The organism is Paenibacillus sp. MZ04-78.2, from assembly GCF_024213375.1.
In the GTDB taxonomy this organism is placed as follows: Bacteria; Bacillota; Bacilli; order Paenibacillales; family NBRC-103111; genus Paenibacillus_G.
The window spans coordinates 19,393-43,510 of the sequence record NZ_JANAVJ010000028.1 but is presented as its reverse complement, the minus strand read 5'-3'; the positions used below and the strand labels follow the sequence as shown (position 1 = coordinate 43,510).

At 50.4% G+C, this 24,118-nt stretch carries 31 protein-coding genes, 1 tRNA gene and 1 pseudogene; 7 read left to right on the top strand and 26 right to left on the bottom strand.

What is annotated here, in order from left to right:
- Nucleotide 1: 1 nt before the first annotated feature.
- Nucleotides 2-739: a response regulator YycF gene (gene yycF / locus NLX71_RS18185; protein WP_254365238.1), complete on the bottom strand. Its 738-nt coding sequence runs from the start codon at nt 737-739 to the stop codon at nt 2-4.
- A gap of 190 nt (nt 740-929) precedes the next feature.
- A complete protein-coding gene (locus NLX71_RS18180) occupies nt 930-2,501 on the bottom strand; it encodes a M23 family metallopeptidase (protein WP_254365214.1) in 1,572 nt (523 codons plus the stop codon).
- A gap of 308 nt (nt 2,502-2,809) precedes the next feature.
- Between NLX71_RS18180 and NLX71_RS18175 the strand changes: the two genes are divergently transcribed.
- Nucleotides 2,810-3,073 carry a hypothetical protein gene (locus NLX71_RS18175; RefSeq protein ID WP_254365213.1) on the top strand — a complete coding sequence of 88 codons (264 nt, stop codon included), beginning with the start codon at nt 2,810-2,812 and terminating at the stop codon, nt 3,071-3,073.
- Between the two features lie 44 nt (nt 3,074-3,117).
- Here the strand turns inward: NLX71_RS18175 and NLX71_RS18170 are convergent, their stop codons facing one another.
- The 13 genes from NLX71_RS18170 to rpsF form a co-directional block, all read right to left on the bottom strand.
- Nucleotides 3,118-3,807: a hypothetical protein gene (locus NLX71_RS18170; RefSeq protein WP_254365212.1), complete on the bottom strand. Its 690-nt coding sequence runs from the start codon at nt 3,805-3,807 to the stop codon at nt 3,118-3,120.
- A gap of 166 nt (nt 3,808-3,973) precedes the next feature.
- Entirely contained in the window at nt 3,974-5,257 is a 1,284-nt protein-coding gene (locus tag NLX71_RS18165; RefSeq protein WP_254365211.1) for an adenylosuccinate synthase, read from the bottom strand.
- Nucleotides 5,258-5,533: 276 nt separating this feature from the next.
- On the bottom strand, nt 5,534-6,892 hold the full coding sequence (gene dnaB / locus NLX71_RS18160; protein WP_254365210.1) for a replicative DNA helicase: 1,359 nt from the start codon (nt 6,890-6,892) through the stop codon (nt 5,534-5,536).
- A 118-nt stretch (nt 6,893-7,010) separates the two neighbouring features.
- On the bottom strand, nt 7,011-7,454 hold the full coding sequence (gene rplI, locus NLX71_RS18155; protein WP_254365209.1) for a 50S ribosomal protein L9: 444 nt from the start codon (nt 7,452-7,454) through the stop codon (nt 7,011-7,013).
- On the bottom strand, nt 7,451-9,412 hold the full coding sequence (locus NLX71_RS18150; RefSeq protein ID WP_254365208.1) for a DHH family phosphoesterase: 1,962 nt from the start codon (nt 9,410-9,412) through the stop codon (nt 7,451-7,453). Before NLX71_RS18150 ends, rplI begins: the two co-directional genes overlap by 4 nt.
- A 28-nt stretch (nt 9,413-9,440) precedes the next feature.
- Complete coding sequence (locus NLX71_RS18145; protein ID WP_254365207.1) at nt 9,441-10,364, bottom strand: DUF2232 domain-containing protein; 924 nt, start codon at nt 10,362-10,364, stop codon at nt 9,441-9,443.
- Nucleotides 10,365-10,369: 5 nt separating this feature from the next.
- Nucleotides 10,370-10,681 carry a MazG-like family protein gene (locus tag NLX71_RS18140; protein ID WP_254365206.1) on the bottom strand — a complete coding sequence of 104 codons (312 nt, stop codon included), beginning with the start codon at nt 10,679-10,681 and terminating at the stop codon, nt 10,370-10,372.
- Nucleotides 10,682-10,729: 48 nt separating this feature from the next.
- Nucleotides 10,730-11,146 carry a CBS domain-containing protein gene (locus NLX71_RS18135; protein ID WP_254365205.1) on the bottom strand — a complete coding sequence of 139 codons (417 nt, stop codon included), beginning with the start codon at nt 11,144-11,146 and terminating at the stop codon, nt 10,730-10,732.
- A gap of 148 nt (nt 11,147-11,294) precedes the next feature.
- The gene (locus NLX71_RS18130; RefSeq protein WP_254365204.1) at nt 11,295-12,761 is read right to left on the bottom strand and encodes a DUF4091 domain-containing protein; all 1,467 of its coding nucleotides are present in this window, start codon (nt 12,759-12,761) and stop codon (nt 11,295-11,297) included.
- A complete protein-coding gene (locus NLX71_RS18125) occupies nt 12,752-13,009 on the bottom strand; it encodes a hypothetical protein (protein ID WP_254365203.1) in 258 nt (85 codons plus the stop codon). The genes NLX71_RS18130 and NLX71_RS18125 overlap by 10 nt, the downstream gene beginning before the upstream one ends.
- A 110-nt stretch (nt 13,010-13,119) precedes the next feature.
- On the bottom strand, nt 13,120-13,401 hold the full coding sequence (rpsR, locus tag NLX71_RS18120; protein ID WP_036691817.1) for a 30S ribosomal protein S18: 282 nt from the start codon (nt 13,399-13,401) through the stop codon (nt 13,120-13,122).
- A gap of 44 nt (nt 13,402-13,445) precedes the next feature.
- Complete coding sequence (gene ssb / locus NLX71_RS18115; protein ID WP_254365202.1) at nt 13,446-13,940, bottom strand: single-stranded DNA-binding protein; 495 nt, start codon at nt 13,938-13,940, stop codon at nt 13,446-13,448.
- A gap of 82 nt (nt 13,941-14,022) precedes the next feature.
- Entirely contained in the window at nt 14,023-14,307 is a 285-nt protein-coding gene (rpsF, locus tag NLX71_RS18110) for a 30S ribosomal protein S6 (RefSeq protein ID WP_036691811.1), read from the bottom strand.
- A gap of 241 nt (nt 14,308-14,548) precedes the next feature.
- Here rpsF and NLX71_RS18105 point away from each other — a divergent pair, with 241 nt between their 5' ends.
- The 4 genes from NLX71_RS18105 (at nt 14,549) to NLX71_RS18090 (ending at nt 15,904) form a co-directional block, all read left to right on the top strand.
- On the top strand, nt 14,549-14,734 hold the full coding sequence (locus tag NLX71_RS18105) for a YjzC family protein (RefSeq protein WP_254365201.1): 186 nt from the start codon (nt 14,549-14,551) through the stop codon (nt 14,732-14,734).
- Between the two features lie 75 nt (nt 14,735-14,809).
- Nucleotides 14,810-15,064 carry a hypothetical protein gene (locus tag NLX71_RS18100; protein WP_254365200.1) on the top strand — a complete coding sequence of 85 codons (255 nt, stop codon included), beginning with the start codon at nt 14,810-14,812 and terminating at the stop codon, nt 15,062-15,064.
- Nucleotides 15,065-15,236: 172 nt separating this feature from the next.
- On the top strand, nt 15,237-15,734 hold the full coding sequence (locus NLX71_RS18095) for a hypothetical protein (protein WP_254365199.1): 498 nt from the start codon (nt 15,237-15,239) through the stop codon (nt 15,732-15,734).
- Between the two features lie 2 nt (nt 15,735-15,736).
- A complete protein-coding gene (locus tag NLX71_RS18090; protein WP_254365198.1) occupies nt 15,737-15,904 on the top strand; it encodes a hypothetical protein in 168 nt (55 codons plus the stop codon).
- A gap of 421 nt (nt 15,905-16,325) precedes the next feature.
- On the opposite strand, the gene NLX71_RS18085 is transcribed toward NLX71_RS18090, so the two are convergent.
- From NLX71_RS18085 to NLX71_RS26655, 3 genes and pseudogenes are all read right to left on the bottom strand, one after another.
- Nucleotides 16,326-17,432: an RNA-guided endonuclease TnpB family protein gene (locus NLX71_RS18085; RefSeq protein WP_375377939.1), complete on the bottom strand. Its 1,107-nt coding sequence runs from the start codon at nt 17,430-17,432 to the stop codon at nt 16,326-16,328.
- Nucleotides 17,433-17,479: 47 nt separating this feature from the next.
- Nucleotides 17,480-17,602 (bottom strand): annotated as a pseudogene (locus NLX71_RS18080) (IS200/IS605 family transposase); the annotation flags it as partial.
- Between the two features lie 92 nt (nt 17,603-17,694).
- Nucleotides 17,695-17,826 carry a hypothetical protein gene (locus NLX71_RS26655; protein WP_302058311.1) on the bottom strand — a complete coding sequence of 44 codons (132 nt, stop codon included), beginning with the start codon at nt 17,824-17,826 and terminating at the stop codon, nt 17,695-17,697.
- 180 nt (nt 17,827-18,006) lie between these two features.
- Between NLX71_RS26655 and NLX71_RS18075 the strand changes: the two genes are divergently transcribed.
- Complete coding sequence (locus NLX71_RS18075) at nt 18,007-18,249, top strand: helix-turn-helix domain-containing protein (protein ID WP_254365236.1); 243 nt, start codon at nt 18,007-18,009, stop codon at nt 18,247-18,249.
- Nucleotides 18,250-18,389: 140 nt separating this feature from the next.
- Here NLX71_RS18075 and NLX71_RS18070 read toward each other — a convergent pair.
- The 4 genes from NLX71_RS18070 to NLX71_RS18055 all read right to left on the bottom strand — a co-directional run bounded on the left by NLX71_RS18070 (nt 18,390) and on the right by NLX71_RS18055 (nt 19,944).
- A tRNA-Ser gene (locus tag NLX71_RS18070) sits at nt 18,390-18,480 on the bottom strand.
- 74 nt (nt 18,481-18,554) lie between these two features.
- Nucleotides 18,555-18,788, bottom strand: coding sequence for a DUF951 domain-containing protein (locus NLX71_RS18065; RefSeq protein WP_254365197.1), 234 nt, complete (start codon nt 18,786-18,788; stop codon nt 18,555-18,557).
- Nucleotides 18,788-19,687 (bottom strand): mechanosensitive ion channel family protein, encoded by a 900-nt coding sequence (locus NLX71_RS18060; RefSeq protein WP_254365196.1) that lies wholly within the window; start codon nt 19,685-19,687, stop codon nt 18,788-18,790. The genes NLX71_RS18065 and NLX71_RS18060 overlap by 1 nt, the downstream gene beginning before the upstream one ends.
- 14 nt (nt 19,688-19,701) lie before the next feature.
- On the bottom strand, nt 19,702-19,944 hold the full coding sequence (locus NLX71_RS18055) for a putative Se/S carrier protein (protein ID WP_254365195.1): 243 nt from the start codon (nt 19,942-19,944) through the stop codon (nt 19,702-19,704).
- A gap of 127 nt (nt 19,945-20,071) precedes the next feature.
- Between NLX71_RS18055 and yyaC the strand changes: the two genes are divergently transcribed.
- Complete coding sequence (gene yyaC / locus NLX71_RS18050) at nt 20,072-20,686, top strand: spore protease YyaC (RefSeq protein ID WP_254365194.1); 615 nt, start codon at nt 20,072-20,074, stop codon at nt 20,684-20,686.
- Here the strand turns inward: yyaC and NLX71_RS18045 are convergent.
- From NLX71_RS18045 to NLX71_RS18030, 4 genes are all read right to left on the bottom strand, one after another.
- Complete coding sequence (locus NLX71_RS18045; protein WP_254365193.1) at nt 20,661-21,155, bottom strand: DUF4446 family protein; 495 nt, start codon at nt 21,153-21,155, stop codon at nt 20,661-20,663. The genes yyaC and NLX71_RS18045 overlap by 26 nt on opposite strands.
- Nucleotides 21,156-21,175: 20 nt before the next feature.
- Nucleotides 21,176-22,330 carry an aminotransferase class V-fold PLP-dependent enzyme gene (locus NLX71_RS18040; RefSeq protein WP_254365192.1) on the bottom strand — a complete coding sequence of 385 codons (1,155 nt, stop codon included), beginning with the start codon at nt 22,328-22,330 and terminating at the stop codon, nt 21,176-21,178.
- Nucleotides 22,331-22,434: 104 nt separating this feature from the next.
- Entirely contained in the window at nt 22,435-23,295 is an 861-nt protein-coding gene (locus NLX71_RS18035) for a ParB/RepB/Spo0J family partition protein (RefSeq protein WP_254365191.1), read from the bottom strand.
- Nucleotides 23,292-24,050, bottom strand: coding sequence for a ParA family protein (locus NLX71_RS18030; RefSeq protein WP_254365190.1), 759 nt, complete (start codon nt 24,048-24,050; stop codon nt 23,292-23,294). The genes NLX71_RS18035 and NLX71_RS18030 overlap by 4 nt, the downstream gene beginning before the upstream one ends.
- Nucleotides 24,051-24,118: the final 68 nt, after the last annotated feature.

The following is a 24,118-nucleotide window of genomic DNA, read 5'->3' as shown; positions in this document are numbered from 1 at the left end:
CCTAGTAGCCGCCGGCGCTTGCTTTTGAATTGCGCATCATGTACCCAAGCCCTCGCCGGGTAATAATGTACTCCGGACGGCTCGGATCGTCCTCCAGCTTCTCGCGCAGTCTGCGGATCGTCACGTCGACCGTCCGCACATCGCCGAAATATTCGAAGCCCCATACCGCTTGAAGCAGATGCTCCCGCGTCATGACTTTGCCGCTGTTCTTGGCCATGTACTGCACCAGCTCGAATTCCCGGTGCGTCAGATCGAGCGGAACGTCGTCCTTATACACGACATACATGTCCGTATCGATAAACAAGCTCTGAATGCGCAGCCCCTGCCGCGCTTCCCCTTCGTTCGGCTGCGCCTGGGCTGCCGACGCCATCCCCGACTTCGTATGACGGCGCAGATGCGCTTTCACCCGGGCCAACAGCTCGCGCGTGCCGAACGGCTTCGTCACGTAATCGTCGGCTCCAAACTCCAGCCCGAGCACCTTGTCGATTTCGTTATCCTTGGCTGTCAGCATGATGATCGGCGTGTTCAGCTTCACCCGCACCTCCCGGCAGACGTCCATACCGTCCTTGATCGGCAGCATCAGGTCGAGCAGAATCAGGTCCGGCTCTTCGGAATAGGCAAGCTCCACGGCCGCTGCGCCGTCGTAGGCGCAGATGACTTCGTGGCCTTCTTTTTCCAGGTTGAATTTCAATATATCGGCAATCGGCTGTTCATCGTCGACGACGAGAATTTTGGCCATGCTTCGTTCACCGCCTGTCAGAGACTCGCGTTGCATCCGAACTTCGCTCCTTACTTCGCGCCGCCGAATGTCAACAATATCCTATCCATGGTAAGCTATCCTATTATTTTATCACATCCTGAAGCAAAAAGAGACACGGAAGCCCAGGTTTCCTGTGACTTCCATGCCCCTCTCTATCTCTCAAGCCTTCTTATTGGTTCAAATACTTAAGCGGATTTTCCGGCGTTTCGTTCTTCTGTACCTCGAAGTGCAGATGCACGCCCGTTGAATTTCCGGTGCTGCCCATATAACCGATCTTCTCGCCCTTCTCGACGATCTTACCGACGCTCGTATTGATCTGGCTCAAATGGCCGTACAGCGTTTGGTAGCCGTTCATATGGTCGATAATGATGCAGTTGCCGTACCCGCTTTTCTCGCCGGCAAATACGACTTTACCGTTATCCGACGCCATGATGTTGCGGTTGCCGGTCAAATCGACACCCTTATGGAATGCGCCCCAACGGGTGCCGAACGTGCTTGAAATCGATGCCGACACTACCGGCCAAGCGAATTTGCCTGTTCCTTCGCCTTTGATCACTTTGGTGCCTTTCTTCACGACGGCCTTAACCGGCTGTTGAACGATCTCTTCGCTTAAAACCGTCTCCGCCTCAAGCAGGCCGTTTACTTTCGTAAGCTGAAAGCTCATCTTCTTGAGACCATTCTTACCGGGACTCAATTCCTCGGACTCGCCGAGACGCATGTTGTCATCCTGCTTCACTTCAGTCTCGTAGGCGATCTCTTGATTTTCTACCACTTTTTCAACCGTCCGCACGGCAAGCGTCGGCTTCAGAACCGTCAAGTCGAGCTGCTGGCCAACCTTGATCATATCGTCGGTGATCGTAGGATTGTTCTGATAAATGACCTGCTTCGGAATACTCAGCTTCTGTGCGATACACGAGACGCAATCGCCCTTCTCCACCGTATACTTCGTCGGCTGAACATCGCCGGTCTCCAGCTTTTTGCGCAGGTCCTCCGGATTCGCCAACTGCTTCGGCTCGATCTTAACTTCCTGAAGATCGACCTTTTGCACGAAGTCCGCTTTTTGCAGCTCCGTTTGCACCGGCGTACCGGCTGCGGGCGATGCCGACAAGATGCCTACGCGCCCCGTCGTCTTTTTCGTTTGCATCGATGCGACCGCATTGTTTTTGATTTGCTCCAGCACCGTCTTCGCCGCCGCTTCGTCCTTCACGATCCCCATCGGCTTGCCATCCACCAGAAGCTGCAGGCCAACCGGGTACGAGGAGAAATAGCTGCCCAGATTTTCAAGCACGGCTTGATCCTGAATATTGTTTTCGAAAGCCCTTTCAGGGGCTAATTCGAGCTTCGGTTCCGTTACGACCATCCGAAGATCGGATTCGTTCTTGGACAACTCTTCCCGCTTCTTTTGTTTATATTCCTCGACCTTGGAAGGATCGGATACGATTCCAACCAGGTCTCCGTTCGCATATACCCGATAATAATCTTTCATGTTGGCTTCAACCAATCCATGTCCGCCAACAACAACCGCCGCCATCAAGCCCAACGTGGAGACCGATTTGATAACCATCCATTTATGTAAAATGATTCGATTTTTCATCCGTTCAAGCGCTGTCGCTCCCGGTACTTCCGACACCGCCGCTGGTTTTACACTTTCATCCAAGCTATTCGAACGATCCGCAGACCTTGGAGTGCGAAGCTTGTCCAACAGGCCTTTGAGTCGATCCGCTCCTTTGAAAAATTTCATTTTCTTCTCCTTTTAAGCCGTTTTTTGCCGCATTCGAACCTCTGCTTCCCCTGGCCTTAAGACCGACGGATGCGATGCTTTTCCTGATGACACGTTTCTTTTCTCTAAGTCTAGAGTCTCATGTTGTTTGATCATACGTTCTCAGGTTCGCTTACGATGTGCACATAAAAACACTAAAAAAAGGGACAATAACCCAGTAGGTAAAAAACTACTTTATAAATTTACCACATTAACTTTGCCTATTTCAACATTATCGTATCTTATCCCACATTTTGGCGGATAAATTGACAGGAGTGTGAAGACATTCGATGGAAAATTTTACGGCAGCTTTCCGAAGCGAACATGACCTGCAGCAAGCCGTGGATGCGCTGCGCAAGCAGGGCGTCGTCGATCTCCAGATCGAGCCGGGGGTAGAGCCGCATCAGCCGATGCCAACATCCCTTCTCGGCGGCGGGCTATCTCATTTGTCACTAGCCGAAAGTCCCGGCTGCTTGCTTCAGGTCGTTGTCGAATCATCGCGGATTCGACAAGCCGAAGATACGGTGACCCGCTACGGGGGGTTCATTGAATAGAGGCAGGTAAACTGAATGAGAAAAAAATAAACGCCCTGCACATGTCAGGGCGTTTCCTTTTGAATTAAGCCTATCAACTGCTTGTACTCGTCGGGCTTCAACGATTTTTGGAGAAGCCGCTCGATTTCCTTCAGCTCACCGGCCGTAATGCCGTCTTCCATCAGCTTGGATATCGTCTGCATGTCCTCCTGCGGCACGCGCGAGACCATCAAAGAAAAGATTTTCGCCTTGTCCGCTTCGGACAGCTGCTCCTTCTTCTTCGTCACTTCCTCGCTTGAGACCACGACCTTCCGTTCCTGCTCCGCGAGACTGTCCTGCTTGTTGCTTGCCTTCCCGGATTGGCGGCTCCAGACGGCCACCGCATCCTCCGGCACCCTGTAAGGGTCGTCGTTCGCCTTGCCGCTGCCCGGCGCCGTCGTTTTACCGTCCGTCTGCGTGCGTTCTTTCATGCCGGTTTCCGAGGAGGAAGGCGTATTGCTGGCCGGAGGCACGGACACCGCCAAGTCTTTAGGCTTTGCAGGCACGCCGCCCCCTGTGCCAAGCCCCAGCTGTGCCGTGAACCGGCTCATGAAGGCGCTCCATTCGATCTTTTGACCGGCCGGACGCGGAATATGATACTGGTCGAGCAATAAGTCCACATACGTATTGGCAGCGGCGAACGTCAGCGCCACACAGCAAAGCGAAGTAATCGCCGCACTGACCGCCAGCTTGGCGATCCCTATCAGCCATTTCATCCCGGACATCCCCCATCTTGCCTTCTGCTACTCTATTCACAGTATTGACCTTTTTTTGGGAAACCAATCGGGGGACGCCGGGGAAAAATGCAACTGCGTACATGAAAAACCCCTCGCAACCGTCATTTAAGGACGGTTCGAGGGGTTGCCTGTTTCATCTTCCGAATTAATAAATCGGCTTCACCAGATTCGTCTGCTCGCGGTTGCGGCCAACCGAGAAGATCGCGATCGGAATGCCTGTCAACTCGGATACGCGCTCGATATAACGTCTGGCGTTCTCCGGCAGATCCTCAAGCTTGCGGACACCGGACAAGTCTTCGCTCCAGCCCGGAAGCTCTTCGTACACCGGCTGGCACTCGGCCAACATTTTCAGGCTTGCCGGGTAATGGCTGATCGTCTCGCCGTGGTACGTATACGCGGTGCAGATTTTGACCGTCTCCAGACCGGCGAGCACGTCGAGCGAGTTCAAGGACAAGCCCGTGATGCCGCTCACCCGGCGGGCGTGACGGACGACGACGCTGTCGAACCAGCCGACGCGGCGCGGTCTGCCGGTGACCGTGCCGTACTCGTTGCCGCGCTCGCGAATCCAGTCGCCGGTTTCGTTCATCAGCTCGGTCGGGAACGGACCATCGCCTACGCGCGTCGTATACGATTTGGCCACGCCGATGATTTGTTGAATTTTCGAAGGACCGACGCCCGAACCGATGCAGACGCCGCCCGCCGAAGGGTTCGACGAAGTAACGAACGGATACGTGCCTTGGTCGATGTCAAGCATGACGCCCTGGGCCCCTTCGAACAGTACCTTCTTACCTGTGTCGATCAGGTCGTTCAAAATGACCGACGTATCGGTAACGTATGGACGAAGCTGCTCGGCATATCCGAGGTATTCCTGAATGATCGAGTCGGCGTCAATCCCTTTGGAGCCGTACACTTGCTCGATCAGAGTGTTCTTCTCGACGACAAGGCGACGCACTTTGCTCTCGAATTCTTCCGCATCCATCAGATCGACGATCCGGATGCCGTTGCGCGCCGCTTTGTCCATATAGCAAGGACCGATCCCTTTGCGGGTCGTGCCGATTTTGTTATCGCCCTTGCGCTCTTCTTCCAGACCGTCGAGCAGCAAATGATACGGCATGATGACATGCGCGCGGTCGCTGATGCGCAGGTTGTTCGTGGAGAAGCCGTTCTCGTGAATATAGCGGATTTCTTCAAGCAACGCGCCCGGATTAATGACCATCCCGTTGCCGATGACGCATACTTTATCTTCATAAAAAATGCCGGAAGGAATCATCGTCAGCTTATACTTTTTATCGTTAATGAGAATGGTGTGTCCGGCGTTGTTCCCGCCCTGATAGCGAGCGACAACCTCAGCGGACTCTGCCAGAAAATCGGTAATCTTTCCTTTTCCTTCGTCTCCCCATTGGGTTCCGACAACCACTACCGTTGACATCTTCACTACCCCCGTGAGGTGGGAAACCACCTAATATTAGCCTATATGGTGCAACGCACCATGACTAGTTTAGCAGTTGACCAGAGTAAAGTCAATAAAAGCGAACAATTATAATCTTATGCCCAGCATTGTTCGGAAAACATTCTCGATATCCGCGCCAACGCAAAAAAACGGCACCTGCGCGTATTCTACCGCAGGATGCCGTCCTTTATGCTATCCTAAACCAACTTCCGCAAAAAAATGTTCCTTATGCAACAATTCGCACTTGGGAAGCTGCTAACGCGCCATCGCCATTTCCTGATGCGACCGGTCGAGATTTACGAATTTGTTGTAGTTTTTGAGAAACGCCAGCTCCACCGTTCCGACCGGGCCGTTCCGCTGCTTGGCGATAATGATCTCGATGATGTTCTTCTTCTCGGATTCCTTATCATAGTAGTCGTCCCGGTACAGGAACGCCACGATATCGGCGTCCTGCTCGATCGAACCGGATTCCCGAAGGTCGGACATCATCGGCCGCTTGTCCTGCCGCTGCTCTACGCCCCGGCTGAGCTGCGACAGCGCAATGACCGGCACGTCCAACTCACGCGCGATCTGCTTCAGCGTACGCGAAATTTCCGACACTTCCTGCTGCCGGTTATCGCCCTTGCCGCGGCCGTGAATCAGCTGCAGGTAATCGATCAGAATCATGCCGAGGCCCTTCTCCTTCTTCAGCCTGCGGCACTTCGCCCGAATGTCCGCTACCGTGACGGACGGCGAATCGTCGATATAGATATTCGCCTCCGACAGCGACCCGATCGCCATCGTCAGCTTCTCCCAGTCGTCCGGCTCAAGAAAGCCCGTCCGCATCCGGCCGGCGTCCACATTCGCCTCCGCGCAGATCATCCGCTGCACGAGCTGGGCCGCGCCCATCTCGAGACTGAAGATGGCGACCGTCTCCTTTTCTCGTACCCCGACGTTCTGTGCGATGTTTAGGGCAAAGGCCGTTTTCCCTACCGAAGGACGCGCCGCTACGATAATGAGGTCCGAACGTTGAAACCCGGATGTCATCTTGTCCAGATCGGCAAACCCGGAACGGACTCCCGTCGTGCTCCCCTTTTGGTTAAAGAGGAACTCGACCTTGTCGAAAACCTCCATCAGCACGTCTTTGATGGCAATAAAGCCGGAGCCCGAACGCGCCTGCGAAATCTCCATAATCCGCTGCTCGGCATCGCTGAGCAGCACTCCCACTTCGTCCTCGCCGGAGTACCCGTTCGTGACGATCTGGGTCGCGGCGCGGATCAGGCGGCGGAGCATCGACTTCTCTTCCACGATCTGCGCGTAGTAATCGACGTTGGCTGCCGTCGGTACCGCATTGGCCAACTCCGACAAATAGCTGATGCCGCCGACTTCCTCCAGCTGCTTCTTATCCTGCAGCCGGGCCGTCAGCGTGACCAAGTCGACCGGCTCGTTCGCCTCCGCAATTTCGATCATCGCTTCGAAGATGCGCTGATGCGAGCCGCGGTAGAAGTCGTCGCTCGTGACCCGCTCCATCGCCGTGACCAGCGCGTCGCCGTCAAGCAAAATAGCGCCGAGCACCGCCTGCTCGGCTTCCAAATTTTGCGGAGGGATGCGATCCATAAACAAACTCTCGTTCATCCGTTATCCTCCCCACCGGATACTGCCTTATAACGACGTAGGAGCCGGCTGCCTTTCACCGCCCGCTCCTGCATGTGTCATTTCCCCAAAAAACCATATCATCATCGGACCAGCCGATTTATTCTTCCACCACGTGAACTTTCAGCTTACTGGTCACTTCCGGATGCAGCTTGACGACCACCTCGGTCACGCCGAGCGTGCGGATCGGCTCATCCATCACGATTTTGCGCTTATCCAGCTTGATCCCCTGCTTCTCCAGCGCTTCCGCTACCTGCTTGTTCGATACGGCGCCGAACAACCGGCCATCCGCTCCGGATTTTGCTTTCAGTTGAACCGCCAGTTCGCCGAGCTTCTTGCCGAGCTCCTGCGCGTCCGCTTTCTCCTGCGCCTTTTTACGATCCTCGGCCTTCTTCTGCTGATCCAGCGTCTTCATCGCCGAATCGCTGGCCGGCGCGGCCAACTGCTGTTTAAATAAGAAATTCGTTGCGTAGCCCTCGGAAACCTCTTTCACTTCGCCTTTCTTTCCTTGGCCCTTAACGTCCTTCAAAAAAATGACTTTCATTCGAACAGCCCCTCCTCCGCATGAATCTCGCTAAGTATTTGCTTTAACCGCTGCGTGGCTTCCGCAAGCGTGCCTTCCAATTGCGTAGCCGCATTGGTCAAATGGCCGCCGCCGCCCATCCGTTCCATCACGACCTGAACGTTCATCTCGCCAAGCGACCGCGCGCTGATGCCGATCAGGCCGTCCGGCCGTTCACTGATGACGAACGACGCCATAATTCCTGTCATAGTTAACAATGTATCAGCAACTTGGGCAATGAGCAACTGTGAATATTTACGTCCCGGCTCGTTCACCGCAAGCGCAATATGGTCGAAGATCACGACGGCGTTCTTGATCACGTCCGCCTTCTGAACGTAATGTTCCAAGTCTTCCTTGAGCAATCGCTGGATTAACGAAGAATCGGCCCCGCTCCGCCGCAGGAACGATGCGGCTTCGAACGTCCGCGCGCCCGTACGCAGGCTGAAGCTTCTCGTATCGACCATGATGCCGGACAACAACGCCGTCGCCTCCAGCACGCCCATCGTCAGCCGCTCGTGGAAATATTGCAGCAGCTCCGTTACCAGCTCGCAGGTGGACGAGGCGTACGGCTCCATATAGACGAGCGTGGCATCATGGATAAAGTCCTCGCTGCGGCGGTGATGGTCGACCACCACTTTGCGCGATGTGAGCTGCAGCAGCCGCGGCTCCGGCGTCATCGAGGCCCGGTGCGTATCGACAATGACGGCAAGCGTGCGCGAATTTGTAATCTGCATCGCCTGATCCGGCGTAATGAACCAGCGGTTCAACTGCTCGTCCTCGTATACCGTCTCCATCAGCTTCTGGATCGACGGGTTGATCCCTTCCAGCACAATATAGCCTTCCTTATTGCTGATATGCGCCATCTTGAGCACCCCGATGGCCGCGCCGATCGCATCCATGTCAGGCACCCGGTGCCCCATGATGACGACCTTATCGCAATCCTTGATCAAATCCCGCAGCGCATGGGAAATGACCCGGGCCCGCACCCGCGTCCGCTTCTCAATCGCATTCGTCCGGCCGCCGTAAAACGACAGCCGCTCCCCGACCTTCACAGCCGCCTGATCGCCGCCGCGCCCGAGCGCCATATCCAAGCTCGTCTGCGCCCAAAGGCCGAGCTCGGTGAGCGACGACGTGCCGGAGGCGATGCCGATACTGAGCGTCATCGGCAGCTTGTTCTCAATCGTGATGTCCCGCACCTCGTCGAGAATCTCAAAGCGCGACTGTTCGAGCGCCTTCAGCCCTTTTTGGTCCATCATGACAAAATAACGGTCCGACGACGTCCGGCGCAGGTACATTTGATGCTTCTGCGCCCATTCGGTGATCTCGCCCGTCACTTTCGCCATCATGATGCTGCGCGTCTGGTCGTCCAGCCCCTGCGTTGCCTCATCAAGATTGTCCATCATGACGATACCGACCGCCAGCTTCTCTTCCTCATAGCGGAGCTGCAACGATTTCAGCGCCGTGATATCCGTAAAATAAAGCAGCCGCTCATCCGGGCGGACCTGCACTTCATAAATCTGCTTGTTGATCGCCATCTCAAGCTTCAGCTCTTTGTCCTTGCGGGCTTTGAGCACGGGAAACATCTCGTTGACCGACTCTCCGATCAACGAATCTTTCCCCAGCATTTTTGCGACGAAGGGGTTATGCCATTCGATGATCTTATCCTCGTTGTACAAGAGAATCCCCAGCGGCAGCTCGTGGATGACCTCGCTCCCCGCCCGCTTGACCCGATGGGACAGCGTGCTGACGTATTCGTTCAATTCCTTACGGAACGCCTGTTCCGCCTGCAAGGTGTAGTACCCCAGAATGCCGCACAGAACTAACGCGATCACACTGATGATCCACGAGTACAAGAAAAGAATGAGGATCAGCACCGTAAGCAGCGCAAACATCCATACGATATGCATTCCGTGCCAACGCTTCAACAGGAACTTCGGCATTTCATTCGCTCCTAATCCGTAAGATAAGTCATTTGCTGGCCATGCGGTCGCGGATCGGAAAGGCTACATCGAAGACGCCCAGCAAGCTGAACATAAAGTAAGCCGGCGGTACTAGCAAAAGAAAAATGCCCATAATCGGCAGCGTTTTGTTCCATCGTTTCACATGCGCGACGAAAAATAAAAAAGCTATCGCCTGAATCGCAAATGCCGCCATCAGCAGCGGAAGCAGGTTGAGAAGCACAGTGAAGATCATCGACTTCGAATCCTTCACGAACATCTCCAGAATGAGCGCAAGCAGATACAGCCAGACGAACGATTTGGGCAGCATCCAATCTTTAACCGGTTTAAACGCCGGGATCGACTCGCCGGAGCGTACCAGCACCTTGCGCGCCAGCCAGTGCGATATGACGACGTAGAACAGCGAAAAGCCGATCATATACAGCGGCAGCATCTGTACCATCAACTGCACCAAAATGTCCATATCGATGCGCATCATGCCCTGCATCTGAACCGGCAGCGTCTGCATGCTCTCCATCATAAGCCGTTTCATGCTGCCGATCGGATTCAGGCCAAACATGGAGCAGACGACCAGCGTGAGCAGCAGCTCGCCAAGCAAGGTAAGCGTTCCTGCCGTAAGCACCGTTCGCGCCGCGGCCCGCTTTTTGTACAGGTTGCCCATCTGAATGACCGGCGGCAGGAAAAAGATCGACACCGAGACGAGCAGTGCCCCGAGCCATCCGGCCAGCAGCGAGGCGACGAAATACACGACAGCCAAACTAACGATGTAATGAACCAAAAACCGGCGGGTTCCGAGCTTCACATACATGATCAGCACCGGCACCATCAGCAGAGCGGCCGTAATCAAGTTCAGCGGCGGCAAAAAGATCGATAAAAGCAAAAAGATATACGCAATGCTCCACCCGAGCATACGCGGTTTTTGGGTTCCTTCCAAGCAATTCACCTCTTATGCAAATGATCTTCCACAGCGGATATGTCGCCATACCACTCTTCCAGTTGATGCCCTTCTTCGCGGTGCTTTTTCATTTTCTCCAATACCGCCTCGTCCAAACTGCGCGAAGAGATACCAAGGCGCCGTCCCAGAATATAGCAGCAGGCGATAAGACTGGAAAGCCCGTCAACGATTTTGGCATGGCTGCCTTCCCACATGCCCTTCAGCAGATGAGCGAGCTGATCGACCAGTTCGGTTTTGAGCCATTCGATAATTTTGGCCCGCTTCGCCAAATCGACATCACGATCCAGATTGGACATGGCCGCTTCTCCCCTTACCCAGACGCTTTCGTTAATTATAACACATTTTTACACCTTTTGTTCCGACTGCCACAGCTTGAAGCAATAATCGATAATTTCGCGGCGGCGGATAATGCCGATGAATACCTCATTGTCGTCGAGCACCGGCACGAAGTTCTGGTTGGTGGCCAGCGTAATCAGATCCTGCATTTGCTGGTTAATTCGGACCGGCTTAATCGCCATATGCTGCGGCACGTCCTTGAGGTGCACCTTATGCGCATTCTCGAAGCCGATCTCCGGCGAATGCTTCAGCTTCCAGAGCAAGTCCCCTTCCGTAATCGTTCCAACATACTTGCCATGGTCGTCCACGAGTGGAACGGCCGAATACCGGTGGTACTCCATGCGTTCCAGCGCTTGACGCATCGTATGATGAGGGGATAAATAAATGACATCGTCCTTCGGGACAAGGAAAAATGCAATATTCAACGGTTCTCCCTACTTTCCTCTTGCTAGACCTCCAACGCCCGGTGGCCCTCCCTTCCATCATATCATGATACGAGCCCGGAAGAAAAATCATGCGGGGCGCGCCGGGATAAGCAAAAACCACAAGCCTTGAGCCTGTGGTTGGAGCCGTCTACATATAGAGCTGATCGTAATCCTCCGGATGAAAACTGTATAATTGCTCTGCCGTTTTTCCCGAACCGGGACCTAATTCCGCCGGATGATCGAACTTGAACACACGCTGCAACGCCTGTTCCACGCGCTCCTCAAGCCCGCTTCGCTTGAGCAACTGCATGTACTCGAAATCCCGAACCCCCCGCTGCAGCCACTTGTAGCGAAGCGACAGCAGCGGTCGCCCTCCTTTGCCGGGATAGACGAAGTTCGTGTCCCCCGCCTTCCACAGCAAAGGCCGGTAAGACAGCTTTTCGAGCGGATTGTCCGGCCAAACCGTATAATTCCACCGCAAAAAGCCGTCCATCCGCAGCCTTTCCGACAGCCATGGGATGACCCTCGATTCGATCGCCGGCGAGCTGATAAACGTATTCGGCTTGTCCGGCACGCAGCAGACGTAATACATCATCCGTCCCTTGGCCTCCGACCGCACCTGCATCAGCTGCTCTAACTCCCCGGCCGCACAGTCCAGAATCGGAACATAATCGACGATGCCTTGGACCCCTTTGCGAATAAATTCGCTTTGATGAATCGCCGCCTTGTATTGGAAAGCAGGCGCCATCTCCCGAAGACATGCCATCCGCTTGGCGAACAAATCGAAATCCTCCGGTTCATCGGCCACGACCCGAACCCGATCCATCCATCCTTTCTCGATAAAATGCCGCTCCAGCGCCTGCACGTACGCCGCAAGATCGTTTTTATCACGGATGAACTTGTAGCTACCCGCAGCTTCGTCGAAATAACGAACGCGGATGGCATCAGGATAGTCTTGCACGATGCTTCCGAAGCCTTCCTCTTCGTGCTCCCAGACGTTAACCAGGCCGAAAATCTCCAGTTCCTCGCGAATGCCATGCTTCGCCCCAAGCTCGACATACCGGTCCAACCGGGAAAAATCATACGCGAACTCGCCGGAGCGGCGCTTCACGACGGGAACGATACTGTACTCGTTCAAATCTGACGGCTCCGCGTCGATGAACGAACGCTGGCCGCACCACGGCTCCTTGGATACGATCAAGGTCAGCGCTTTTTGCCCGAGCTGGCCTAAGCCGTACAGGTACGAATCCAGGATCGCAAAATGCTCCTCAGACCAGTAAGCCACATTGTACTTTCGGGCAATGTTGCAGTTATGCTGCCACAGGTCCAGATAAAACGAGTACTCTTGCGGGTCCGGCAGCTCATGGTCGCCGATCGTCAAGCTGAACGTCAGCTCCCGCTCCAGCGCCTCGTCCTCGAACATCGAATGCGCGTAAAACTTCACCTTTCCGCTGTACGTTCCGGCCGCGGCCGACTCCCCCGCATGTAGCTCGATCCAAAGCGGTTGAATTTTCCGCTTCTGCACGTAAGCATACCGGTCCTCCAGCAGCACATCGGACTTGAGCGTCCGATCGTCGTCTTCGATCAAGCCGATCAGCTTAACCTCTACTGACATGGCGCGTCAGTCTCTACTTCGCAGCGAACGATCTTAATCGGCCCGCTTTTGCCCAGGATCGCATCTCCGCCGACGGTCAGCAGGAACTCGTCCCGGTCCGAGCTGACCAGCGCCTGAAAGGCAGCGCTGTCGCGCTTCTGACAGCGAAGATCGAGATGAGCAGCCGCCGCATCCTTCGCCCCTTGATTCCACCAGTTTGCCGACCATATGTATTTGTAGAACATGTTTTGCAGGCCATAATGCATCAAGGTTCATCGTCCTCCGGTTCAGATTAGGCATGCAGGATTAGAAAAGCTTCTTGGGGAAGATATAGAAAAAAGACAGTCGGTAGGATACCAGCTGTCTTTTTTCTATCCATCTATTCCGTTGTATAAGGCAGCAATGCTACTTGACGCGAGCGTTTGATCGCAACGGTCAGCATACGCTGATATTTAGCGGAAGTACCTGTCACACGACGAGGAAGAATCTTGCCGCGCTCGCTGATGAACTTCTTGAGCGTCTCGATGTCTTTGTAGTCGATGTGCGTAATTTTGTTAACCGTGAAGTAGCACACTTTCCGGCGCTTGCCGCCTTTTTTGCCACGACCGCCGAACTTTCTTTCGCCGCGCTCTTCCGGGTTACGTCTCTCTCTTTGTTCCACTTGTTTTCAGTCCTTTCTACGTAGATTGTCCTTCCGCTCTATCGCTAGAACGGCAAATCATCATCGGAAATGTCGATCGGTCTGCCGTCATCCTGGAAAGGATCCTGTTGTTCGCGTCCTCCACCGTAGCTTCCGCGGTTCCCGCCGCCACTATTGCCACTGCCGCTATTGCCGCCGCCACCGCTTATGCCCATACTGCTATCGTCGCGGTTTGCGCTGTTCGCGGATTCCAAGAAACGCACATTGTCCGCAATGATCTCCGTCACATAGACGCGACGGCCTTCATTGTTGTCATAATTGCGTACTTGGATACGGCCTTCGACTGCAGCCAAACGCCCTTTGCGAAGGTAGTTTGCGCAAGTCTCCGCAAGCTGGCGCCAAGTTACGATCGGGATGAAATCCGCTTCCCGCTGCCCTTGGTTGCTTGTGAAGGGACGGTCTACCGCAAGCGTGAACTGGGTTACAGCCACACCTGCCGGCGTATAACGCAATTCGGGATCACGTGTCAGCCTTCCGATCAGAATTACACGATTCAACATCCGCATTCCCTCCCGGATCGTTGCAACGGCCGCATCGTCAGACGATGCTCGTTGTCAACAAACTCAATTACGGCACGAAGCCTTAAGCTACGTCTCTTACGATCAGGTAACGAATGATTTCGTCGGAAATCTTCATTACGCGGTCAAGCTCGCTAATGACTTCATTGGTTGCGTTGAAATGAACCAACACATAATGACCGTCACGCAGCTTGTTGATCTCATACGCAAGACGGCGCTTACCCATCAGGTCGTGCTTCGTAATTTCGCCACCGTTGTTGATGATGTTTTGGAACTTCTCCACCGTAGCCTGAACAGCTTCCTGTTCCAGGTCAGGACGGATGATGTACATCACTTCATATTTGCGCATGTTGCCACCTCCTTTTGGACTAGCGGCCCCTGAGTCGGCTTGTACCGTCAGGAGCAAGGAGCGAGAATCGATAATATCCAAACTCGCACCATAATACTATAGCAAAATCGAGCACGCAGCGCAAGCAAAATCCGTTCGTTGCGCCCTAATTTATACGGTGTTCTGGCAATTATTAGCCCGCATGCTTCCGAAGCTTTATGGAAAATCTAACATCAGATTTAAGTACAGGAGGTGGCTTGTTGTGGGGGAATGGAGTCAGTTCCGTCCGGGAGACAGAGCGCCGAACGACGGCGAATATATGGAAGTCGGCGAGAATGCCTTTCATATGGGCATCAATAATCCGAAGATCATCAATCTAAAAAAGGGAGATTCCTTCCCGGAAACAACGAACCATAACCGCAAGTGGAAAAAGCTGTTTCGAGGCTAAACCAGCTCGCTCCCTTCCAGACCATCCGGCAGGGAGCCTGCTTCCTCTGCAACTTGGACAAAGGAGGCGCTACCGATGCGCTATAAATATACGAAAATATTGACTATTGTGGGCCTTTTGCTGTGCTTTATCCATTATATCGGACACGAATACGATCCGGTGTATCTGCTCTTCTATTCGCTCAGCGTACCCGCCTGGTTTTATCCGATCTTTGCCTATACCAACATCAATCCGTGGCCGCTTTATCTGCTCACCATTCTTTCGTGGACGATTATCGGTTACGCCGTTGACCGCTTCTCCGTCTACCGACGGACGAAGGACAGGGAGTGAGTAAATTTAATAGGGTAAATCATCTGAGGTAGCTAATCGGAATTTTCCGAACGAGCTGCCTTTTTTCATGGTTAATTCAATAAACCTTTAATTTAATTACCTAAATTGACATATATTTTATTCGCTCCTGCTCCGCTGATACAATGATTTAAATAAAAGGAGTGATGGGGATTTGACCTGGCTGCTGCAGCATCGAAACGGAGAAATTTACCACGCGCAATTTCACAGACTCGCACGTGCTGATCTTCACCAAATGCAGAAATCCAAAGGATGGACGAGAGGTTTTAATTGTGGAGAATATTTAGACAGAACAGACGTACAAACATATAAACTAGTCGTATGTGGAGATACTGAAATACAAGGATGTATTGCCTTCGTAAATGATGGAGATTTTGCTTTCGTAGAACTGATCGAAAAAGCCCCTAATAATCGAAAGCCCCAAGAGCAATTTTTAAATATTACCGGCGTTATGTTTGCATTTTCCAGTAAAACAGTTATCGATCATGGCGGTCTAGGCTATCTATGCTTTGAACCAAAAACCGGTTTAGCCATACACTATGAACGTACATACAATGCAAAATTTTATAATCCTCGACTTAACCTAATGACCATTCTTGAGGTTGATGCAAAACGCCTTATTACGTTATACTATAGTCAAAAGGAGGGATAACCATGCCTAAAGTCAATCGTGCAGTCTTGGTGAATCCCAGAGGGACTCGAGTCAAAAAAGTATCTGATAATGGAATTATGGTCGTTCCATCTAGTTTGTCCAGAGAACAAATACGTTCAGAAATGAAACTCATTATTGAAAAAGACCAACGCCAGTCACATGTAAAATAACGCAAAGAGGAACCTTGCTTACTTTGTTCCTCTTTTTATTATGTGCCAGATCCTCGTTACTCGTTAGTTTTCGTTTATCAATTTTAGATCATCCATATGGTGAATGACATGAAAATTTAAAAGCTGGTACGCGTTCATACCGATCAGCTTTTCATGCAAATCATAAATGGTTACCTCCCCTCGGGTCGTATCCCCTAATTGCATGGATACCTGACTTTCAACATAAACCCGTTCGTTTTGTGTCCGGACGGCTATCGTGTAGTGAATGGTACCTTTATGAATATACGGAACCGGTGTGATCCATCGGGAGGTGGACTACCCGCCACCTACGCTTTGCTTAGAGGTGAGGGCTTCTAAGGTAATCGTACCAGCGGTACGAAATTTACTTAGCTATCGAGCCTGTTCCATGCTCTATATATGATTATGCTAACAATCGCAATCCTTCACGTTTGATATTGATCGAAGCATTCCAGTCTCGATCTGCTACAAAACCACAATCGCAGTGGAATGTACGCTCAGAAAGAGATAGAGACTCCTTCACTCGACCGCAACATGAACATGTTTTGGATGAGGGAAACCACTTATCTATTTTGATAAGCCTTTTCCCTTGCTCCTCCAACTTGTATTGGAGAAATGTCGTGAACATGCCCCATGCATTATCGGCAACGCTTTTGCCGAAATTAAGGGCTTGTGACATTCCCTTCATGTTGAGATCTTCGATAAAAACACAATCATAAAGTTTCGCTAATCTGTGTGATTCCTTATGTAGAAAGTCTTTTCTTTGATTTGCAATTCTTTCGTGTAGTTTTGCAATGTTCAATCGCTGCTTTTGCCAACGATTAGAACCTTTCTTTCTACGTGACAGAATACGCTGTTCCTTCGCTAATTTTTCCAAGGCTCGACGATAGAAATGAGGGGAATTGGCTGTCTTACCCTCTTCACTATCAACAAATAAGCCGTTCATGGAAAAATCCAAGCCAACAACAGCTTGTACTTCTTTTGGTACAGGTTGATGTTCGTATTCGGTGAGGATCGAAATATAGTATTTTCCTGTTTTTGTTCGAGAAACCGTACAAGACTTGATGATGTGATGTGACGGAATTTCTCGATGCTGCTTCATTTTTACAAGTTTCAATTTCGGTAATTTGATATAACCATCCAAGAGCATGATGTTTCCATTGACCACGTTCGTTGTATAGGACTGCTTTGCTTTACGGCTTTTGAACTTCGGAAATTCAGCACGTCTGGAAAAGAAGTTTTGGTATGCCTTTTGCAGATGGAGCTGAGCGTTTGCTAACGCAAGGCTATCTACTTCCTTTAGCCAAGGATGCTCACTCTTGTATTTTGCAGGTGTAGGTAACTTTTGTTTCTTCAACGCATCTGGATCATCCTTGAATTGCTCGTAGGTTTCCTTTCGTTCAGCCAACATTTTGTTGTACACAAAACGAACGCAACCGAAGGTTTTTGATAGCAGTTGTTCTTGTTGAGCCGTTGGGTACAAACGGAACTTATAGGCCTTGTTTGCTATGTCCAGTCACCTCACTTCATCTCTTGTGGAAACTCTTTTTTATCAGCAACAAACATTTCTTTCGCATAGTCAGATATGGTATCATCCATCACTTTTCTACAATATTTCACATCCAAAACAAGATGATAATACATAGAGAACACCGAATGATTATTGTTGTCTAATCTCATTGATATAATAGACTTTCTTTATCTAAGACTGATTATATCTCATCATAGAAAATATGGCAACAAAAAAGACTGTAGGCTTCGCCTGCCGAAATTCATCTCCCACTTTCATCAAGCTTCGCAAAATTTAGAAGTGGGAGACTTCTTTCGAGGGAAGTTAAATAAGCATCAACCAATTCAAATTCATTCTCCCCTTGCTCAATCACCATTTTAATCCGTTTGAGCATAATCCTTATCCCTCCTCTACTAAAATGCCGTTGCTGTACAACTCGGAACCATCGTTTTATGCATGAAATAATAACCTTCATAGTTATTAACGTAAATTGATATTAACTCTATTTGGTAATAACGTCAAGCGTTATGTTTATGCTAGACTTAACTATTAGGAGCGTGATGTTAAATTGATCGTGTTCAAGCTTGCAGATTTATTGGATCAACGTCAAATGACCATGTACCAACTCAGTAAGAAAACAGGGATTCGTCCCAATACACTTAGTCAATGGGTTAATAATGCCAAACTGCAAGAAGAGGATAAGCACGTTAAAGCCATCAGCGTTGAGGTACTTAATTTAATGTGCGAAGCATTAGACTGCACACCTGGTGACCTACTTGAATATACACCTGATGACGACAACGTAAAATCCCCGTAACAGTGACATAAAGTCCTGAATACGGGGATTTTTTTATGTATGATAAAGTGGCTAGAGCCTCTTGGCCGATGTGATGCTGTCCCTTCTCACTTCCCATATAACAAAAAACGACCCTGCGGTCGTCTTCATTTTTTATGTTATGGCGGAAAGAGTGGGATTCGAACCCACGCACGGCTTGCGCCGCCTAGCTGATTTCGAGTCAGCCCCCTTGGGCCTCTTGGGTACCTTTCCGCATTAAAGGGACAAGAAATATAATAGCATACACACCCGCATGTATGCAAGTGCTTTTTAATATTTACCAGCTATCAAGCTTCTCCCTCATCCGTTGCCGCGGAATCTTCAGCCGGCGCGGCTGAACGGAGCACTTTTTTCAGCTTACTCTCGAACTTGGAACGGGGAACGAGCACGCTGTGCTTGCAACCGACACACTTGATGCGAATATCCATCCCCATCCGGATGATCTCCATCTCGTTCGTACCGCAGGGATGCGGCTTCTTCATTTGCACGATGTCACCCAACTGATACTGCTTCTTTTCCATCACGATTCCGCCTTTTCCGTTCTATGATAAGTGATCATCCGTGGATAAGGAATTTGAATCCCGTTGGCCTCGAAGCCTTTTTTGATCTCCGCATTCAGCTTCCTTGCTACCCCGGACTGCTGGTTAGGCTTGCACTCCGCCGTAATCCGCAGCGTAATTTCCGTTGCTCCCATCATATGAACCCCGAGCACATCAGGCTCTTTTACCATGTCCACACTTGTATCATAAAATGTTTTGACGGTATCCTCAAGAATTTTCATCGCGAAATCGATATCCGTTTCATACGATACCGAGACATCAATGACGGCAAGCGAGTTGTTAATGGAAAAGTTTGTAACTTGCACAATCGTCCCGTTCGGAATGATGTGCATTTCCCCTGTCCAGCTCTTCAACCGGGTTACCCGCAGGCCGATTTCTTCAACCGTTCCCTTGTAATTGCCTACTTGAATAACGTCGCCTACCGCAAACTGGTCTTCAAAAATAATGAAAAATCCGATGATGACGTCCTTCACCAAGCTTTGCGCGCCGAAACCGATCGCCAATCCAACGACACCAGCGCCAGCCAAGACCGGTCCGAGATTCACTTGAAATTGACTCAAAATCATTAAGATCATAATAAAGTTAACAACATAAGTAATAATATTTCCCACAAGTTTGCCTATCGTTTTCGAACGTCTGGCATCGAACTTGATTGGCCCTGTATCCCGCGCCATCATCATATGTTGCAGCGCTTTTTCCGCAACCTTAATGATCACCCTTGCCGCGATATAAATCAGTACGATCTTAATGACGGTGAACAGCAGTCCTGTCCACAATTCGGGGTTGGAAACATAGTTGATAAACTTTTCATGAAATTGTCCCCATGTGAATAAGCCGTTTTTCTTCAGCATTTCATCCATAAAAATCTCCCGCCTTACAACTCTAAGTTAACATAATGCCCGTCCTCTTTACTATAGAGCCCGTGGATATCTACCCGTTCTTCTTTGATAATGCGCTTAACTTCCAGAAGATCAGCCTCCTGAAACTCCAGAGATAACGCGCACCCAGCCGTAATTTCTTTGGGGGTAGGACACATATCGTTTTCGATATCCGCATAATCGAGGAGCATTTCCGCCCTCAAAGCTTGCTGTGTTGAATCGAAAGCCATGAGCAGCACCCTTCCCACCCCTTTCTATTTTTTTCCGCCCCGCGTATATTTCATTCCTAGCAACCGTATACTAATAACAACCCATTTTCTGGCGTTTCCGATTATCACTTTACCCTTTTCCACAGGAGGCGTACCTATGAAACTGCCCTTTCAGAGAGATGTTCACAAACCTAAAGCCAGCGAAACCTTAAAAATTATTCACTCCGAAGCGAACAGCATTGACCTGCTTTCGGATAAGCTAAGCGCTGTTTTGCGAACGATTCCGGCCCAACAGCCCCTCGTTATCGTTTGCGTAGGCACGGACCGTTCCACAGGCGATGCGCTCGGACCTCTGGTCGGGAGTCAGCTTCAAAAGCAAGGCATTGAGGGCCTACATCTATACGGTACATTGGAGAATCCAGTTCACGCCATGAATCTGAATGAAACCCTGACGACGATTCAACAGCATTTTATGGACCCTTTTGTCATCGCGATCGATGCCTGTTTGGGTCAACTGACCAGCGTCGGCTATATCCAAGTGGGTGATGGTCCGGTCAAACCGGGTGCTGGCGTTAACAAAGAGCTGCCTCCTGTCGGCCATATGCACGTTACCGGTATTGTGAACGTAGGCGGATTTATGGAGTACTTTGTCCTGCAAAACACTCGGTTGAGCCTGGTCATGAACATGGCAGAGGTCATTGCCAAATCGTTTCAAAAAGCATTCAGCGGCAAACGCCAATGGTCTCCTACCTCTTTGGTACGGATCGACTAATCGCTTCCTTTTCTTCAGGGGACAAAGCATATTGGGACTGCCCCTGCTCGACCGGCTTCGCATACACATACGTTTCATCGCGACCGTGAATGCCCGAAAACACGACTCCTGTCTGCTGTTCGTCCAAGATCGCTATGGAAAAGCTCAAATCGCTTCCCGTTTCCGCGAAAGCATTGTACCGGTATACGCCGATTTGCGATTTCATCGTGGACATGTCCCGGCGTATTGCTTGTATTTGCTGTTCATTTCGGCTATCATTTTCCAGCAAAATGCTCCCTTTCTCCTGCAGCTCAAGCAAAATCTGTTCGATATTCAAGCTCCCGGTCCCGTTCAGCATACTTTTGTAATTTCGGCGGAGCTTATTTAATTTTACCCACAATACGATAACAAAAATTAAAAACAACAAAGAGATGGCCGCTGTAATAAACAACAGCACCTCTACAGGCATTTCCAGTACGGCATCCCCCACGCTAAAAGCCTCCTGCTCTCCTATTTAAAATGCTTGGCAATTTCACGAACCGCATAGAGCAGTTGATCTGTTTCGTGTTCCGTCGTAAAGCAGCCGACGCTAGCCCTTACGGCTCCGCGTTCCAATGTGCCGACCATCTCATGAGCAAGCGGCGTACAATGGAAGCCTGCGCGAACGGCAATATGAAACGATTGATCCAATATGAAAGCGACTTCGGATGCATCGGCGCCGGAGATGGTAAAGGCAACAATTCCTGTTTTATTTTGCCCGATTTGCGGCCCTAGAATGGTCACTCCATCAATTTCCATCAATCCGTGCATGATCCTTTGGGTGAGCTTCCATTCTTTCGCATGAATATGCTCTACGGTTTGCTTGCGTATGTACTTCACGCCTTCCACAAGTCCGGCAACCCCTACCGTATTTTGCGTTCCGGCTTCATACCGGTCCGGGCGAACATTCGGCTGCTCCGCGGCTTCGGATTGACTTCCGGTACCTCCATGCAGCAGCGGCTCTAGATCGATCTCAGGATCGATATACAGTCCCCCTGTTCCTTGCGGCCCAAGTAGACCCTTGTGTCCCGGAAAGGCAAGCATATGAATGCCCAACTTCTGCACATCGACTTCCATCGTCCCGGCCGTTTGCGCAGCATCGACCAGCAGCTTAATATGATGCTCTCTGCATAATTGTCCCAATTCCTCAATCGGCATAATACTGCCTAGCAGATTGGAGCTGTGCGTACTTACAATCAAACTTGTTTCCGGAGTAATTTCGCGACGAACATCGTCCAGGCTCAGCTTTCCTTGCTCATCGGTTTTCACATAGGTCACTTGCACATTTTTCGTTCTTTTCAAATATTCCAGCGGCCTTCTTACGGAGTTGTGCTCGACGGCCGTACAAAGAATATGATCTCCCTCTTTGACGAACCCTTTAATAGCCAGATTCAAGGCGAAGGTTGTATTATGAGCATATGCGATATCGTTAGGATTTTTGATATTGAACAGCTTGGCCAGTTGCTTCCGTCCTTCAAATAATACACGGCTCGCTTTGACAGCCAGTTCATGACTGCCTCTCCCCGGATTGGCAGCATACTGCTCCATACAATCATGCATTGCTTTCAACACTTCGGGCGGCTTCGGCCAGGAGGATGCCGCATGATCCAAGTAGATGACCGACATTTGTTCTCACCTCTACTGTCAATTCAGATCCGTTACACAAATATAGCATACCTAGTTTAACCTGTAGTTATCAGGCGTGACCCGGGTATGCTATACCATCATCGTTAGGAAGTTTTTCCTTGGAGCAGCTCCAACAGACGATCCAAATCATCTTTTGAATAATACAATAACTCGATCTTCCCTTTGTTATTGCTATGTTTGATTTTCACCGTCGTCCGGTACATTTCTCTCAAGCTTTCTTCCAATTGATTAATGTACGGGTCTTTACGCTTCGGCTTTGGCTTCATCTTTTTCGAATCCGCTTTTTCTTCCAGCTTCTTTACTTCCTCTTCAAGCTCGCGAACACTCCACTGCTCTTTTATCGCGGTATCGGCTAAAGCTTTAATGACCGTTTTATCCTTCAAGCCTACGATCGCCTTAGCGTGTCCCATCGATAATGTTCCACGTGAAACATATTCTTTAACTTCTTCCGGAAGCTGCAGCAGGCGAAGGAAGTTCGCAATGTGCGAACGGCTCTTTCCAACCTTTAGGGACAGCTCTTCCTGCGTAAGTTTGAATTGATCGATCAATGCTTGATAAGCTATCGCGATTTCCAAGGCATTCAAATCTTCGCGCTGGACGTTCTCGATTAACGCGATTTCCATAACCTGCTGATCGTTGAATTTCTTTACAACTGCAGGTATCGTCGGTTTTCCACAAACTTGAGAGGCACGAAATCTCCGCTCACCTGCAATAATTTCGTATCCTTTAAGAACACTGCGGACGATGATCGGCTGAATGACACCATGCTCTTTAATCGAATCGGCCAATTCCTGAATCGTCTCATCGTTGAAATTGCGTCTAGGCTGATATGGGTTCGGCCGAAGCTGCGCCAATGGAATTTCTACTACTTTATCGTCTTCGTTAATGCTCAGCGCAGGCAATAGTGCATCCAGTCCTTTACCTAATCCGATTTTTCTACTCAAGGTGCGATCACTTCCTTTGCCAACTCCAAGTATACCTCTGCCCCTTTTGATCTCGGATCATACGTAATGATCGGTTGACCGTGACTGGGAGCCTCGCTTAATCGGATATTCCTTGGTATGATCGTCCGATATACCTTTTGTTGGAAATACTTTTTCACTTCCTCAATCACCTGCATGCCCAGGTTCGTTCTCGCATCGAACATAGTTAACAGTACGCCTTCAATTTGCAGCGTCGTATTGAGATGCTTTTGGACCAACCGAACCGTGTTAAGTAATTGACTCAGACCTTCCAGAGCATAATATTCGCATTGAATGGGAATGATTACCGAATCGGCTGCCGTTAACGAATTGACGGTCAAGATCCCCAAGGATGGCGGACAATCGATTAGAACGTAGTCGAACATATGTTTGACCAAATGAAGCGATTTTTTTAAGCGCAGTTCCCTGGAAATGGTCGGAACAAGCTCAATTTCCGCGCCGGCTAATTGAATCGTGGCAGGTATGATTTTCAAATTTTCCAACGCCGTGTCGACCATAGCTTCTTTCGGATGAACATCGTTAATAAGAACGTCGTAAATGCAGTGAACGACATCTGCTTTATTAATGCCGAGTCCGCTTGTCGTATTTCCTTGCGGATCGATATCGACAAGAAGCACTTTCTTTCCCAAGGATGCCAATGATGCGCCTAAGTTGACGGATGTCGTTGTCTTGCCAACCCCACCCTTCTGGTTGGTTATGGCGATGATTTTAGCCAAAATCTGTTCACCTCAAATAATAAAAACTAGAGTAACTTCGATACTTCGAGGAGTCGAATAGAAGACAT

Bases quoted from the DNA above. Each gene is read 5' to 3' on its own strand.
- yycF (WP_254365238.1), bottom strand. From the start codon at position 739: ATGGCCAAAATTCTCGTCGTCGACGATGAACAGCCGATTGCCGATATA.
- NLX71_RS18180 (WP_254365214.1), bottom strand. From the start codon at position 2,501: ATGAAATTTTTCAAAGGAGCGGATCGACTCAAAGGCCTGTTGGACAAG.
- NLX71_RS18175 (WP_254365213.1), top strand. From the start codon at position 2,810: ATGGAAAATTTTACGGCAGCTTTCCGAAGCGAACATGACCTGCAGCAA.
- NLX71_RS18170 (WP_254365212.1), bottom strand. From the start codon at position 3,807: ATGAAATGGCTGATAGGGATCGCCAAGCTGGCGGTCAGTGCGGCGATT.
- NLX71_RS18165 (WP_254365211.1), bottom strand. From the start codon at position 5,257: ATGTCAACGGTAGTGGTTGTCGGAACCCAATGGGGAGACGAAGGAAAA.
- dnaB (WP_254365210.1), bottom strand. From the start codon at position 6,892: ATGAACGAGAGTTTGTTTATGGATCGCATCCCTCCGCAAAATTTGGAA.
- rplI (WP_254365209.1), bottom strand. From the start codon at position 7,454: ATGAAAGTCATTTTTTTGAAGGACGTTAAGGGCCAAGGAAAGAAAGGC.
- NLX71_RS18150 (WP_254365208.1), bottom strand. From the start codon at position 9,412: ATGCCGAAGTTCCTGTTGAAGCGTTGGCACGGAATGCATATCGTATGG.
- NLX71_RS18140 (WP_254365206.1), bottom strand. From the start codon at position 10,681: ATGTCCAATCTGGATCGTGATGTCGATTTGGCGAAGCGGGCCAAAATT.
- NLX71_RS18130 (WP_254365204.1), bottom strand. From the start codon at position 12,761: ATGTCAGTAGAGGTTAAGCTGATCGGCTTGATCGAAGACGACGATCGG.
- ssb (WP_254365202.1), bottom strand. From the start codon at position 13,940: ATGTTGAATCGTGTAATTCTGATCGGAAGGCTGACACGTGATCCCGAA.
- rpsF (WP_036691811.1), bottom strand. From the start codon at position 14,307: ATGCGCAAATATGAAGTGATGTACATCATCCGTCCTGACCTGGAACAG.
- NLX71_RS18100 (WP_254365200.1), top strand. From the start codon at position 14,810: ATGCGCTATAAATATACGAAAATATTGACTATTGTGGGCCTTTTGCTG.
- NLX71_RS18090 (WP_254365198.1), top strand. From the start codon at position 15,737: ATGCCTAAAGTCAATCGTGCAGTCTTGGTGAATCCCAGAGGGACTCGA.
- NLX71_RS26655 (WP_302058311.1), bottom strand. From the start codon at position 17,826: ATGCTCAAACGGATTAAAATGGTGATTGAGCAAGGGGAGAATGAATTT.
- NLX71_RS18065 (WP_254365197.1), bottom strand. From the start codon at position 18,788: ATGGAAAAGAAGCAGTATCAGTTGGGTGACATCGTGCAAATGAAGAAG.
- NLX71_RS18060 (WP_254365196.1), bottom strand. From the start codon at position 19,687: ATGGATGAAATGCTGAAGAAAAACGGCTTATTCACATGGGGACAATTT.
- yyaC (WP_254365194.1), top strand. From the start codon at position 20,072: ATGAAACTGCCCTTTCAGAGAGATGTTCACAAACCTAAAGCCAGCGAA.
- NLX71_RS18040 (WP_254365192.1), bottom strand. From the start codon at position 22,330: ATGTCGGTCATCTACTTGGATCATGCGGCATCCTCCTGGCCGAAGCCG.